This window comes from Enterobacter cloacae complex sp. 2024EL-00227 (assembly GCF_043945315.1).
Classification (GTDB): Bacteria; Pseudomonadota; Gammaproteobacteria; order Enterobacterales; family Enterobacteriaceae; genus Enterobacter; species Enterobacter roggenkampii.
In genome coordinates this window covers 1-14,115 of record NZ_JBIMQP010000031.1, presented here as the reverse complement: position 1 = coordinate 14,115, position 14,115 = coordinate 1, and the positions used below count along the sequence as shown (strand labels likewise).

The following is a 14,115-nucleotide window of genomic DNA, read 5'->3' as shown; positions in this document are numbered from 1 at the left end:
CCCGCACTCCACGCTGAATTATCAGACACCGTCTGAATTTGCAGCGGGCTGGAGAAAGGGTCATTCTGAGAATGAAGATTCCGACGTTACTAACTGAGTGTTGTATCTAATCGTGGGGGCAGGTCAACGGGAATGGTGATTCGTTGGCGCAGGCGTTCATACACACTTCCATCGCCTGATATCGCCGTAATACCCGTCCCCAGGAGATCTTCCTGGGTAAACCGTTTCAACATAGAGGGTGCTATCCCACTTGCCACAACACCCAATCCCCACTCCTTGCAGGTTTTGTCTGTTATACCGCGAGATTTTAAATAGTCGGCAGCCGGTGGATTTCGACTCAATCCACCGGTATATAGGTTTTGTGCTGCATACAAAACCTTAAACATAGACTTATCGGTTATTTCCGAACTCTGTTCTGTCTCTGGAATAATCATTCCAATCCGGGCTGCGAGTTTACGGACCGCGCCGGGGAAATGATCATGTTCGGTCTTCTTTAACCAGTCAAAAACATCCCCTGATTCACCGCATCCCCAGCACCGGAAGCGTGCTTTCGAATCATCCACAACGAAGGATGGGTTCTTATCATCATGAAAGGGACAAAGTCCCTTATGGACTTTTCCCTTTTTCAGAAGCTTAACTTTCTCTCCAATGATCTCAGAAAGCTGAATATTGTCTTTTATCCCATTAAGGATAGAGACCGGGATATTCATTTCGCGGCCTCATCTAACCAATGAGTAACAGACTCAGCACTTTTTCTCTTCGTGAGGTCAAATGATGCCCCATCGGCTCTTACAAGCGCTGGCGTTCCGATAAAATTGTAGGCGTGGAAAGTATCAATGTTATTTTTCAGCGCGATCGGTCCTGCCTCACAATCTGCCGTTGGCGCATTTGGGTCCCGCATGATTTTCTGCCAGGCCGCTGAACGAGCTTCCGGCGCTTCACACAACACCGATTTAACCAGACGAGAAGAAGCCTCAATCGTGGCAGAATTACCTACGACCGAAACCGGAAATACCTGGATTCGATAATCAGCTGACAGCTTTTCCAATAGTGGCTCAAGATCCTGGCATCGCGGGCAAAGCGGGTCGGAAAACACATACAAAGTCCCTTTATCCGTCTGCTTTAACGGATCTCCTAGGGTGAATGAGTAATCACCGGCATTGACGCCTTTTTGAAGGAGTGCTGCCAGTTCAGGATTAGGTTGGGTCAGCTGCTCATTACGAGCACGTAGTTGCTGCTCAGGGCTCAAATTTAGCGTCGAAGAAGAGGGCTGATTTTGAGTAATCGGAACGCCACCAGTTGATTCTGATGCAACCGTGTGATTTGGGGTAACGGTATCATCTATCCTTTTATGCCCTTCGCTACCGGTTGCGGTATTAAACAGCATCATGGCCGTTAAAAGGACAAGTATAGAATTTGTGATTGTTAAGAGACCCGCGACTCCAATTTTCGACGCAAACCCTTTTTTACAACCATTTCGTTTTAGATCTAAAAGATAGTTTAATTTTTTTTCGTTTAACTCATAGCTATCTTTAAGATAAATATGTACCGAACTGTTACCTGCAAAACCAATAACCAACTGACTTTCTGATATATCACCAATATTCTCGTTGACATAAATAACACCTAGTTCAGAAGGGTCTATACTCCAACGATTACCCCCATCACAAAGCTGTAGTACATCTTCGCTTTTTTGCTCGAAAGATGTATTGCCAAACACAATATTCTTTTTTGCGAACAGAATGTTCATGGCCTCAGTAAATTTAGACATTATCTGTTTCCTCAGAGGAATTATTTTCAACTGGTACAGCCGGTTTTGGCAGTACACCTTCTTTAATAAGAACTAAGCGCAAAGCGTCGATACATTGGTCAACAGGTGGGTCGACCAGTCTCAACCCTTGTTTCCATGCAAGATGCTCAGTGCGATAAGTTTGAATTTGTATCAGACTTTCTATGCAGGGAACCCTTCGGCCAGTGGCATTGAGTACATACCACAGGCCTCTGTCGATGCCTTTTAACCAGCGGAAGTTAGAGCTCACGAGCTTGCCTCGCTCCATCGCTTTTAAATGGAGCATATGTAGAAATGTTGAGCTGTACTGGAAATATTGAATCAGTTCCTTCGCTTCAGGAACATTCATATAGTTTTTTATCTCCGAATTAATAACAGAGAAGTCGGGATAGCCTGGCATTCCTTTCCATTTTCCCGAATGACAAGAACGATTAAGCCTGTCGAGCATATCCTGAGCTTTCCAGTTATTTTCGAAAGTATCAAAGACACGGCTTGCAAAAATAGCAAACAGTGCTTGCTCATATATGGTTAGGTCAGCAAGCGTTTGAATCTTGCTACCGAGTTGATTCAGTAGCACTGAACGGGTTTTCTCAACATCAAGCTCATTATTACTGATAAGCTTGTTACGTCTTGCATATTCTGCTGGATGTTCTCGACTTTCATGGCCGGGAACATTTTCATTCATCAGATCACCATAGTATCCAACTGGAATTACAGCAGGGCAGTGCACCGACATTATTTCTGGCAAAGTGTTAACCGTGATTGCCCTGCGGATTTTCTCAGAACGATGGCGTATCGTTGTTCTTATCGTATAAACGGTTACCAAGACCGGTAGCCAGCCACAGATAACGCCTGCCTGTGTCATCCTCCAGAAAACATCCACGAACGAAACCACTGACGGCCTTGCTGCCTGAGCGGCTATTTCTGCCCTTAGTTCCTGCACCCAGGGCAGGAATGGCCAGTCAACAATTGCGAGCTGCTTCCAGGCAAAAAACAATCCCCAGTAGCTGAACTTGGTGTGATTCATATTCCAAATGATCACCGGCAGACCGAAAATTATGAAAATCATAATGAACACGATCCACATGCTGTCATCAGAGCTGCTTCCCTGACCATCATTAGCCATAAAACACCCACTTTTAAAAATTACACATAATGCGTATTATACGGAACTAACCTTACAGTACAACCAAGGATAAATGATGGGAAAGTTGGTAGTCTGGATTGCTGAAAAGCCGAAGGTTGCAGCGGCCTTTGCCGACGCGATGGGATTTTCTGGCAATAAAAGCCATGCAGAAGGTGCATACATTTCTGCGGACGGTAATATCAAATTCACCTGGGCCTTCGGTCATTTGCTTCGGGATTTTCAACCTGAAGAGTATTCCGAGCAGTTCAAAACCTGGGATCTGAAAACATTACCTATCGTGCCGGAGAAATGGCGCAAAGCTGTTACGAATTTCGAAGCCGCCAAAAGTCAGTTCTTTAAAGTCAAAAAGCTGATCGAGCAGGCTGATGAAATCGTCCTTGCCACTGACTTTGATCGCGAAGGGGAGGTGATTGGTCGAGAACTACTGGTTTATTGCAACTATACGAAACCAGTACACAGGGTGAATATCACCGCAATGGACAAAGCCTCGCTCCAAAAAACCGTGAATTCTACCTTTGACGGCACCACTGGTATGCCTCTGTATTATGCAGGCCTGGCGCGGGCACAAGTAGACTGGTTATACGGGATGAACTTAACCCGTATGGCTACAATTCTGGGCAAGCAGCAGGGAATGAATGCTGTCCTGTCGGCAGGAAGGGTGCAAAGCGCAGCGCTTAACATCATTGGTGTACGGGAAGAGGAGATCGCTAATTTCGTCAGTAAGGACCACTACCGTCTCAAAGCCTCTTTTACTGCTGCGGAAACTTCATTTAGCGGTCAGTGGCTGGTACCTGGAGATCTGCTAAATCCCGAAAAATTACTTCTCGATATTGAGCCTGCGAAAGAAAGAGAGAAAAACCTTAAGGGCGCGTCAGGGACAGTTGTTCGTTGTTCCGCCAACAATGCCAGCGAGAAGCCTTTCCTTCCATACAACCTTTCAGAAGCACAAATTGAATGCGCTAACAAATTCGGTTTCTCTCCAGAGAAGACGCTGAGCTTACTTCAGGCTCTTTACGATACACACCACCTGGTGAGTTACCCTCGAACGTCATGCCGTTATCTTCCGACCGGCGAACTTGAAAACCTGCAGGCGACGCTTGATTCGCTTAAGGCGATGGACCCTTCAATTTCCGAAACCATTGACGGCCTCGACACATCTTTGCGCTCGGATGCCTGGGATGATAGCAAGGTAGGTGCCCACTATGGTCTGATACCAACCAGTCATCGTGGTGATTTAACCCAACTCACTGGCGACGAGCTGAAGGCTTATACCCTCATTCGCGACTCTTTCATCATCCAGTTCATGCCACCGGCTGAATACCGGAAAGTCTCTCTGGAAATTCATTCCTCCGAAGGCAACGACATCTTTATGGCCAAGGGGTCAACTTTGACAAACCCTGGCTGGCTTGAGTACTTACGTCCAGCGAAAGACGAAGACGCTGGCGAAAACGAAGATTCGCAGGAGATTCCTGAGCTTCCAGCCGGTACTGAAGTTATCTTTGATTCTCTTACGATCCTGAAGCAAAAAACGAAGCCACCGCGGTATTACACTGACGCCACGCTTATCGCGATTATGACGAACTGTTCGTCTCTTGTTAAAGATATTGATATGAAGCGGGTGCTGAAAAATACCTGTGGGATCGGTACGGATGCCACCCGGGCAGCGATTATTAAAACGTTGTTTGACCGCAACTACGTAGTCAAAAAGGGCAAACAAATCCGGATTACGGAGTTAGGAAAGGCTGTTCTCACGATTCTTCCTGCAGCTGTAAAAAGCGTGGAGAACACGGCGTATATGGAACAGCAGCTGGAAGCTATTGCGGACAGAAAATTATCGCTTGATAGTTTCCGATCTGAAATGGTGGAAAAATTGCGGGAAATTTTTACTGGGGATCTGGCCACTATTAATCTTGATAAGGTTATTCCCAAATGCCCGGATTGCGGGAAAATCCTTCGCCGTATTAAAAAGAAAGATGGTGATTTCTTCTGGGGTTGTACCGGTTACCCCGAATGTAAGAAATCTTTTAATGACGTAAAGGGGAAACCAGAGCTGGTGAAGAGTGACAAAAAGGCACCGGCAAAGCGAAAAGGGCCAAAAAAATGACCGATTTTGGAACAACTATCCAGGTGTTTTTGTTAAAAACCGATACCAGCCCGGAACCGCTGCCATTCATTTGCTCGCCAAGCGGTTGGGTTGGCACGTCCCCAGTTGTTTTACCTGTAGTAGAAGAAACGGTTCATAAATTCTTTGCCAGTAAAGGAGTGAGCTGCGCCGATACGGTTGCTGAAGATACGCTTCTCGTACATCTTCGACGTGATTTTTCAACACGTGAGATACGCGCATTTGTTGCTCAGTACTACAAACTGGATAAGCGATTCCTTCTTTTTATCTGCGACAGCATTCAGCGTTCTGACATGCTGATCAACACAATCCGGAAGGTTTATGGCGCCGAAAATATTAGTTTGCCGGTCGTAGATTCACAAAACTAAGCGGGTAAGTATTTGAAAGTAGGGGAGTAGCAAAAAAAGTTGTGAAGTAAGACAAAATTTGAGTGTAGTTAGCCTTGCGGTGTGTGTAGTTAGTGTGTAGTATGTAAAACATCAACTACACACTAACTACACTGACAAGAAGACCTCCGCCAAGAACTCTTCTCGTCAAATTTCACTGAAGGAGATTTCAATGAAACTGTCTCAGATTGTAGCACTTTCCCGCGACAATAAAAGCCGTTCCTGGTGCCCGGTGATGACTAACGCACAGCTCACTCAGTTTTTCGGTGCTAAGCCCTCACGTGACCTTGTTCTTCAGCGTATGAATGCACGACGCTCACGCAACATGGCCACCGCTGGCTAACCCCTCACCCAAAATTTCGTATACGAAAATTTTAAGTCTGTCGCCAGTTCACACTGGCGGCATACAGCTAAGTTTAATAAGGATTCAACGTAATGATTTCAGCACAGGAACAGGCTCTTCGTAACCTCAAGCTTTCCAACGGTATGACCTGGAAGGCTCTGGCAAAAGCTCTTGGGATCACTGAACGCTCAATCCTGAGCTATGTAGCGGCGCCAGGTACTAAGGGGTATCGTGAAATGCCAGCTGAGGTCTGGCACAAGCTTGAAAACATTTCTGGCCATGAGCTGGACCGCAATAACGCTGGTCTCTATTTCCCGAAGAAAAAAGTCATATCGATCAGCTCGCAGAAAGGTGGTGTCGGTAAAACCTCGCTTGTCGCAATCATTGCGTCAATTTTCGCCAATATGGGGTACAGGGTTCTGGTTATCGACATGGACCCTCAGGGTAACCTGACTGAGCAATATTACCGTGAAGACCAGGATTTCCCTTCTGAAATTCTCGCCGATCCGGACGGGGACGAATTTTCACCGGGCCCTGCTCACGTCTGGAACATGTTCCAGAGCAATGTTGCAGTTAACCCCTTACAGATTAGCGACAACCTTTATCTGGTAGGTTCAAGCCTCGATCTTGCAGACATTCAGCTTGGTGACCCGGAATCAGTGATCAGCAACTTCCACGAAAGCATTAATAAGCTTCAGGAAGATTTTGACCTGGTAATTCTTGATACATTACCGAGCTTTGGTAATGCTCTGGCAGCGGCACACCGTTCTGCTGACTGGCTTGTTATCCCGACCGAACTCGCCAGATTTTCAAAGAAAGGTATTACCTATCAGCTGCGCACGGCCATGAATACGAAAAATGTATTCAATACCGATCTGACGCTGCTGGGTATCGTTGTCAACAAAATCACCTATACCAGCAGGAAAGATAACGAACTGCTGCGTATTCAGGAGAACTACCGCGAATTACTGGAAGAACAGTATGGCGATCTGATGCTTTCTCCGGCTCTTAAACTGGCAACCAGTATTGTTGAGTCACAGGCTATCGGTGTTCCTCTGATCGAGTACGCACCTAAGTCTGAGACGACTTTGCAGTTTACCCAGCTGTCTCAGGAATTACTGCGCCGTATTAAGGTTGAAGAGGAAGGAATCCATGGCTAAGAACTTCAAAGATTCCATCGGGGGTGGAAAAAAGGATGCGCTGATCTCTCAGCTCATCCGCGGTACAACGCAGAAGGAAGAAGAGTTCACTCTGGACTGGCTACCCCATGAAAAAGTCTACAGCGTTGCCCAGGCTCGAAAAAAATTCATAAACATTGAGAACCTGGCTTCTTCAATGAAAGGTCGCCAGCAAATTCAGGCCATAACCGTTTATCCAGCTGATGCAGACGGTCGGCATCAGATCAAAACCGGCGAAAGGCGCTGGCGAGCAGCTGTTTTAAATAACGAACCAGTCCTGGCTATTATCCTTAACCGCCAGAAAAAAGTGGTTCCACAAGAAGTAGTTGCTGATGCAAAACTGGCACCTGAACAGCTAAAAGTTAGATTTGAACAGATCAAAGAGAACGATCAACGCGAACCTCTTACCCCTATGGAAATGGCGGAAGAGCTCGGTAATATGCGCGATCTGTTTAATCTTAAACCGGGTCAGATAGCCGAAGGCATTGGACGACCCGCTGCGTATGTTTCAAAGCACCTCAAGCTTCTGGAAATGCCTGAAGAGGTTCGAAACCTGATGGAAGATGGCATCGTCACTTACATCGAGACCCTGAACATCATAACCAGTGTTTTTGCCGTATCGAGAGAATCTGGCCTCGAACTGGTAGATGAGGCTCGCAGTAAAGGTGAGCTGAGTCGTAGTGAGGCTCAGGAGTTCCTTAAAGCCATAAAAGGAAAGAGCGCTCAGCAGACTGACAGCAGCGGCACTCAGCAGCCGGAGAACAAAGCGTCCGAGCTGAATGACAATAACGGCACTCAGCAGCCGGAGAACGAAGCGCCCCAGCTGAATGAAAATAGCGGTACTCAACTGCCGGCTAATGAATCGCCCCTGCAGAATGACAATAGCGGTATTCAGCAGCCGGATAATGAAGAGCCCCAGCTGGATGTCAATAGCGCTACTCAGCAGCCGGATTATGAAGCGCCCCTGCAGAATGACAATAGCGGTACTCAGCAGCCGGATAATGAAGCGCCCCTGCAGAATGACAATAGCGGTACTCAGCAGCCGGAGAACAAAGCGCCCCTGCAGACTGATAACAACGGTACACCGCATGCGGATATCAAAGCGCCCATGCAGACTGCAAGCAAAGAACCCCAGAACGCTGGCATTCAAAAAGTTACGTTTTACGTCAAAATTGACGATGACGTTTTCGAGCTAATTGATAAGCCAAGCATTGTAGAAAATGGAGAAGTCCACGTTTTCTGCCGGGAACGCGAAGGAATGCCAGAGATGCAGGTACCAATCAGTGACTGCACCCTGCATCATGCTTCATTGACTAAATAACTACTAACCCTCATCATTCCAGTTAATACGTACCAACTGGAATAAAGAGGGTTATATGACCAAAAAAGTTGAGGAGCCAACAAATGATAATCGGGAACGAAAGTCACACAACCACAGCAGCAAGAATTCTCTCACCGGAGACCATCAAACAACTTCAGAGAGATCGCTCCTTGATGAGCCAGGGCTGGAAAATTCTGGCCCGTTGGGCGGTGAACCAGCCAGCGGAACTGCAAATGCTGGAAGCGAAAGGATTCCTGGTTCTTTACTCGACACTGATCAACCAACAGGACCAGGAGATCAACGCCCTGGCAGAGAACACGAATCAGGGGATGAGCGAACAGGAGCAGCTGGAGCTTCAGGGAGTCAGTACCAACCTGATAATTTCAGATTAAGCAGCGTTCAAGATATTGGCGCCGGCGGTGCCAAGACAAAGTACAGGGATAATATTGCGGCGCTTGAACTTCTGCACAAACTGGAAGCAGAAAAGCGCCAGGCAACGCCGACCGAACAAAGCATTCTGGCCCGTTATGTAGGATGGGGTGGCATTCCTCAGGCCTTCGACGAAACTAATACGGACTGGGAGAGTGAATACAACAAGTTATTAGAGCTTCTTCCTTCCGCCGATTATGAAGCGGCACGCGCTTCAACACTCAACGCCCACTACACCGCTCCTGAGGTTATTGATGGCATTTATGATGCCCTTGGTCGTCTTGGCGTAGACGATGGTGTTCGTATTCTCGAACCTGCAGCCGGGATAGGCCACTTTGCAGGTAAACTTCCGTTCAAAGCCGAAATGACTCTGAACGAACTTGATTCAATATCATCGAGAATATCTCGCCAACTTTATCCTAAATTTACAACGATAAAGCAAGGATTTGAGGACTTCCGATCCCCTGAAGGATACTTTGATATTGCTGTTGGCAACCCGCCTTTTGGTGATTTCAGGGTAAACGATTCACGAAACCCTGCAATAAGCCGCTTTTCAATTCACAACTTTTTCATGGCCAAGAGCCTGGATTCTCTCCGGGAGGGCGGTATTTCGGCAATGGTGGTTAGCCGATTCTTTATGGACTCAAAGAAAAGTGACCACCGGGAGTACCTTGCCGACCGAGCTCATTTCCTTGGGGCCATTCGCTTACCAAATAACGCATTCCGCCAGAATGCGCTTACGGAAGTTACAACTGATATTGTCTTCCTGCAGAAGGCCAGGCCCGGCGAAGAACCAGACCGTAGTTGGGTGGATACTGGGTTCATGCGTTGTCCCAAAACCGGTGAGTCATTCGAAGTCAACTCCTGGTATGTGAACCACCCCGAGCAAATTATCGGCAATATGCAGCTCGAATCGAATGCATTTGGTCATTCACCTCAATGCGTAGCTGAGTCGGGACTGGATCTCAGAGCCGAGATCAACAACCGTTTTTCAGTCCTGCCGCGCAACTGTTTTACATCAAAAACAACCGTTGCGGACGATGAAGTTGCTGACGCTCGCCCGGAGGTGGACTTCACGGATACTGGTATCAAAGTTGATAGTTTCTTTGTTACCCCTGACGATAAGATCGGTATTCGAAAACCCGACATGCTGGGCAAGGGTGACTACGAATATTATGTCCCTCGCTCCACTGCAGAAAACGATCGCATTCGTAGCGCAATAAAAATTCGCGATACCCTCATGCGACTCATTCAACTTGAAACCCAGGAGACAACGTCCCAGGCAGAAATGGACGCAGTGCGCCGTGAACTGAATAAGCTATATGACCGGCACGTTAAGAATTATGACTTCATTTCAAGCCGTTCGAATAAGGGAGTCCTCAAAACTGACCCCGCGTATCCCTTACTTCAGTCGCTAGAAGTAGAATACGATAAGGGCGTCACCAAAGTGATGGCTGATAAAGAAGGAACTGTCCCTCGTAAGCCTTCTGCCAGAAAAGCAGCCATATTCACTAAACGCGTTAACAAGCCAAACACACTTGAGCGTTCGGCCGAAACGGTAAAAGACGCGCTTGTAATCTGCCTGAACGAAAGTGGCCGCGTTGATATCGATCGTATCTCAGACCTTGCCTCAGTCGAGCCTGAGGTCGCTCTGAGGGATTTATCTGGGTTGGTTTACAGAAACCCATTAACCCTTGAATACGAGACTGCAGAGACATTCCTTTCCGGTAACGTTAAGCTCAAACTGGAAAGAACCAGGGGGATTATCGAAGGCATCCACGCGTTAACAGAACAGACTCGTGATACGTTCCTGCGTCAGAGATTCAAGCCAGAGGCAGCTGAAAAATTTCTCTCGGTTGACACAGACCTTTTGCTCAGTGAGCTGCAGGTAAGTGCTGAAGCTCTCCAGTCCAGCTTACCTGCTGATATTGATGCCATCGACATATCTGTTCAACTGGTCAGCACCTGGCTACCGCAAAAGGATATTCAGGCATTTATCGTTGGCCACCTTGGCATCGCCGATAAAGAGTGCAGTGCTCTTTATGTCCCTCCAGCTGGCAAATGGATAACGAAATTCAAAGGGGGCAATAAAGATCTGCTCGAAAATACCTGGGGCACCCAAAGAATGGATGCCCTTGAGATTCTTGACCGACTCTTTAACAACACCCCGGTACAAGTCAAAGACGTTGCTGGTTTCAATGACGACGGCTCTCCTATTTACAAGGTGAATCAGGAAGAAACTCTTGCTGCTCAAGGAAAGGCCGAGCAAATTGCAAACGAGTTCACTGACTGGATATGGACCGACCCGGAACGAAGAGAGAGGCTGGCAAGGCGATATAACGACAGGTTCAACACCCATGTACCAGGAACCTACGATGGCTCCCATCTTACTCTTCCTCAGGCAAGTGGAGATATTAAGCTTCGTGGTACCCAAAAAAATGCAATCTGGCGAGGCATCCAGGAGGGATGTGGCCTGGGAGATCATGTCGTTGGTGCCGGTAAAACCTTAACTGCTATAGCGACAATCATGGAACAACGGCGTATGGGTTTGGTCAACAAACCTCTCGTTATCGTTCCGAACCATTTACTGGGCCAGTGGAAAGACGAGTTCTATAAGCTGTACCCAGGCGCCAACGTTCTCGTTGCAGAGCAGTCCGATTTTGAAAAGGATAACCGTAAACGGCTTTTCGCGACGATAGCCACCGGTGATTTCGATGCTGTTATTCTCGGTCACTCTTCCTTTAAGTTTTTATCTCTGTCCCCGGAAGATGAATCTGCATTCCTTAAAGAGCAGGTTGATGATATCAGCCAGTCGCTAAGGGACTTCAAACAGTCGCTTGGTTCAAGGGATCCGTCTGTTAAACAGATGGAAAAGCAGAAAAAGCGGCTTGAAGAGAAAATCAAAAAAATCTCTGACACCGGCAAGAAGGACGATCTACTTACCTTCGATCAGCTGGGTGTTGATGCGCTGTTTGTCGATGAAGCCGATGAATTTAAAAATCTGGCCATCGTAACGTCACAGACGCGTATTGCAGGCCTGGGTAACCTGCAGGGCTCTGAAAAAGCCATGGACCTGTTCCTCAAGTGTCGCTGGATCCAGAAGAAACGCGATGGGAAAGGTGTGTATTTTTACACCGGCACCCCTATCAGCAATTCCCTTGCTGAGCTTTATACCCTGCAACGCTATATGCAGTACGATGAACTTAAGAGCAAGAATATCGCAGCGTTTGACAGCTGGTCCTCCACATTCGGACAGGTAGTAACAGGCTGGGAGCTGGATGCAACAGGTGTGAATTATCGCCTCAATGCCCGATTTGCCAAGTTCACGAACGTTCCTGAATTAATGCGCATGTACCGCTCATTCGCAGATGTAGTAACCCATGCTGATTTAGCCAATCAGGCGCTGGCAGACGGTACTGGACGTCTGGTACCGAAGTTAAAGGGTGGGAAACCCACATCAGTGATAGTCCCGCGCTCGCGTCTCCAGGCTCAGTTTATGGGGGAAATGGAGACCGTTATTGATGCCACTACCGGACGTCCCGCGCTGGACAACCTTGGCCGTGAAATCAAAGACTGGAATCCGGGCTCGATTATTTATCGCATGGAGAACATGCCTAAAGATCCGCGTATCGATAACGCCCTGAAAGTTACTCATGATGCCAGAATCGCAGCACTCGACTTCCGCCTGGTAGACCCGCACGCCCCGGACGACGAAGGCAGTAAGGTAAACGAAGCTGTCCGTCGTATTCACAAAATATGGGAAGAGAACACTTACCGTAAAGGAACACAGCTGGTTTTCTGCGATCTGTCTACGCCGAAAGGTAAGTTCACCGCTAGGCCAAACAATGATGCCGAAACAGAAGTGGCCGCACCGGAAGACAGCTTCTCGATGGATGAAATTCTGGGCGAGAGTATCGATCCGGATAAATTCTCTGTTTATGCCGATATGCGTCAGAAGCTTATCGATCTCGGCATTCCCGCCAATGAAATTAAATTTATTCACGATGCGACGAACGACCAGAAGCGGCAGGAGTTGTTCCGTTCGGTTAACAACGGCGACGTGCGTATTCTCATTGGGTCAACATCCAAAATGGGGGCAGGGACCAACGTACAACGTCGTTTAGTTGCCTTGCATGACCTGGATTGCCCGTGGCGCCCGAGAGATTTAGAGCAACGCCATGGCCGCGGCATTCGTCAGGGAAACATGTTCTTTGAGCAGGATAAAGAGAACTTTGAGCTCGAGATATGCTGCTACGCAACAGAACGAACCTACGACGCCAGAATGTGGCAAACGATCGAGGTTAAAGCGCGGGGCATTGAACAATTCCGCAACGGTTCACTGACTGACCGCATTATTGAGGATATTGCCGGCGACGCGGCTAATGCAGCGGAAATGAAAGCCAGCGCCACCGGTAATCAGCTCATCTTCCTGCAGGTGAAAATAGACGCTGACAAACGAAAACAAGAGACGATGTACCGGAACTGGCAGCGTAGCCGTCATTCACTTGAAGCCAGCGTTACTCGTCTTCCTCAGCAGATAAGTGAGCTGGAAGCACTACTGGAGCCAATCCGCAACGACCTTCATTACATTGAACAGCATAAAGGGATATCGGGGCTTGATACAGGCGTTACTAAGTTCCACTGGCGAAAAGCAGACGACGTAAAGCTTCCCGAAAATGCAGTTGAGCTGCTGGAAACCTACCTGAAAGACAAAATGCGTAAATCGGTCGACAACATGGCGCTTGATGTTCGTGATCCGGTTTACGTAGGCGTTTATCGCGGCCTGAAGTTGTGCGTCAGAGCCGGTTCAAACGCAAAGGGTCTTTATACGCACTTCGTTATTGAGCGCGCTGATGGTCAGAAACTCAGCATCGAAGGGATGGAAATTCGCTATAGTGCCGGCGACTCGTTCAGTCCTACCGGACTCTTTGTACGACTCGATAATCTTCTGAGCGACTCAGTAAATTCGGAATCAAGGTGTGTCGCGAATATCGAGCGTCTCAAAAAGGATCTGGATGTTGCTAAGGAGGCTATCAGTGGTGACTATCCGCAGAAAGCCTATCTTGATGCGCTTCGCCAGGACTCCATAGAGGTAATGGCGGAACTCAAACGTATGCAGGATGATGAAGAGTATATTTCGACCTGGCAACCGTCCAGCGCAGCTTTTGAGAGTAAACCAGTAGCGGCCGCCCCGGCCAAGGAGCCCGCAGAAGGAGAGTTAATAGAACTGGATTTCCAACCGCCTGAAGAGACCGACGATCACACCAATACGGATCTATGGTCACTCCCGTTTTTGCAACACCGATTTTGACGACAAGTTGGCTTGCTTGAATCTATCCGGCGTCTGAATGGGATTTTATTCCCGCGCCTTGATGAGTTCCGCGCCTGATGAACCTCCAG

At 47.8% G+C, this 14,115-nt stretch carries 9 protein-coding genes; 6 read left to right on the top strand and 3 right to left on the bottom strand.

Annotation, left to right across the window (positions count from 1 at the left end; all coding sequences use genetic code 11):
- Nucleotides 1-89: 89 nt before the first annotated feature.
- Genes ACHH0Z_RS24620 through ACHH0Z_RS24610 form a run of 3 tightly spaced genes read right to left on the bottom strand, consistent with a single transcriptional unit; the run spans nucleotide 90 to nucleotide 2,915 of the window.
- Nucleotides 90-710 (bottom strand): CHC2 zinc finger domain-containing protein, encoded by a 621-nt coding sequence (locus ACHH0Z_RS24620; RefSeq protein WP_395149604.1) that lies wholly within the window; start codon nucleotides 708-710, stop codon nucleotides 90-92.
- Complete coding sequence (locus tag ACHH0Z_RS24615) at nucleotides 707-1,771, bottom strand: DsbC family protein (RefSeq protein ID WP_052672938.1); 1,065 nt, start codon at nucleotides 1,769-1,771, stop codon at nucleotides 707-709. The genes ACHH0Z_RS24620 and ACHH0Z_RS24615 overlap by 4 nt, the downstream gene beginning before the upstream one ends.
- Complete coding sequence (locus ACHH0Z_RS24610; protein WP_045336888.1) at nucleotides 1,764-2,915, bottom strand: hypothetical protein; 1,152 nt, start codon at nucleotides 2,913-2,915, stop codon at nucleotides 1,764-1,766. The genes ACHH0Z_RS24615 and ACHH0Z_RS24610 overlap by 8 nt, the downstream gene beginning before the upstream one ends.
- A gap of 76 nt (nucleotides 2,916-2,991) precedes the next feature.
- Here ACHH0Z_RS24610 and ACHH0Z_RS24605 point away from each other — a divergent pair, with 76 nt between their 5' ends.
- The 6 genes from ACHH0Z_RS24605 to ACHH0Z_RS24580 all read left to right on the top strand — a co-directional run bounded on the left by ACHH0Z_RS24605 (nucleotide 2,992) and on the right by ACHH0Z_RS24580 (nucleotide 14,026).
- Entirely contained in the window at nucleotides 2,992-5,040 is a 2,049-nt protein-coding gene (locus tag ACHH0Z_RS24605; protein ID WP_045336885.1) for a DNA topoisomerase 3, read from the top strand.
- Entirely contained in the window at nucleotides 5,037-5,426 is a 390-nt protein-coding gene (locus tag ACHH0Z_RS24600; protein ID WP_045336883.1) for a hypothetical protein, read from the top strand. The genes ACHH0Z_RS24605 and ACHH0Z_RS24600 overlap by 4 nt, the downstream gene beginning before the upstream one ends.
- Before the next feature lie 190 nt (nucleotides 5,427-5,616).
- Complete coding sequence (locus tag ACHH0Z_RS24595) at nucleotides 5,617-5,787, top strand: hypothetical protein (protein WP_154816632.1); 171 nt, start codon at nucleotides 5,617-5,619, stop codon at nucleotides 5,785-5,787.
- Between the two features lie 92 nt (nucleotides 5,788-5,879).
- On the top strand, nucleotides 5,880-6,947 hold the full coding sequence (locus tag ACHH0Z_RS24590; RefSeq protein WP_045336881.1) for a ParA family protein: 1,068 nt from the start codon (nucleotides 5,880-5,882) through the stop codon (nucleotides 6,945-6,947).
- Nucleotides 6,940-8,286 (top strand): ParB/RepB/Spo0J family partition protein, encoded by a 1,347-nt coding sequence (locus ACHH0Z_RS24585; RefSeq protein ID WP_045336878.1) that lies wholly within the window; start codon nucleotides 6,940-6,942, stop codon nucleotides 8,284-8,286. The genes ACHH0Z_RS24590 and ACHH0Z_RS24585 overlap by 8 nt, the downstream gene beginning before the upstream one ends.
- A gap of 55 nt (nucleotides 8,287-8,341) precedes the next feature.
- Entirely contained in the window at nucleotides 8,342-14,026 is a 5,685-nt protein-coding gene (locus ACHH0Z_RS24580; RefSeq protein ID WP_395149603.1) for an SNF2-related protein, read from the top strand.
- The last annotated feature ends 89 nt before the right edge of the window (nucleotides 14,027-14,115 follow it).

What these genes read in the sequence shown, in the direction of transcription:
- ACHH0Z_RS24620 (WP_395149604.1), bottom strand. Translation starts at nt 710, where the DNA reads ATGAATATCCCGGTCTCTATCCTTAATGGGATAAAAGACAATATTCAG.
- ACHH0Z_RS24615 (WP_052672938.1), bottom strand. Translation starts at nt 1,771, where the DNA reads ATGTCTAAATTTACTGAGGCCATGAACATTCTGTTCGCAAAAAAGAAT.
- ACHH0Z_RS24610 (WP_045336888.1), bottom strand. Translation starts at nt 2,915, where the DNA reads ATGGCTAATGATGGTCAGGGAAGCAGCTCTGATGACAGCATGTGGATC.
- ACHH0Z_RS24605 (WP_045336885.1), top strand. Translation starts at nt 2,992, where the DNA reads ATGGGAAAGTTGGTAGTCTGGATTGCTGAAAAGCCGAAGGTTGCAGCG.
- ACHH0Z_RS24600 (WP_045336883.1), top strand. Translation starts at nt 5,037, where the DNA reads ATGACCGATTTTGGAACAACTATCCAGGTGTTTTTGTTAAAAACCGAT.
- ACHH0Z_RS24595 (WP_154816632.1), top strand. Translation starts at nt 5,617, where the DNA reads ATGAAACTGTCTCAGATTGTAGCACTTTCCCGCGACAATAAAAGCCGT.
- ACHH0Z_RS24590 (WP_045336881.1), top strand. Translation starts at nt 5,880, where the DNA reads ATGATTTCAGCACAGGAACAGGCTCTTCGTAACCTCAAGCTTTCCAAC.
- ACHH0Z_RS24585 (WP_045336878.1), top strand. Translation starts at nt 6,940, where the DNA reads ATGGCTAAGAACTTCAAAGATTCCATCGGGGGTGGAAAAAAGGATGCG.
- ACHH0Z_RS24580 (WP_395149603.1), top strand. Translation starts at nt 8,342, where the DNA reads ATGACCAAAAAAGTTGAGGAGCCAACAAATGATAATCGGGAACGAAAG.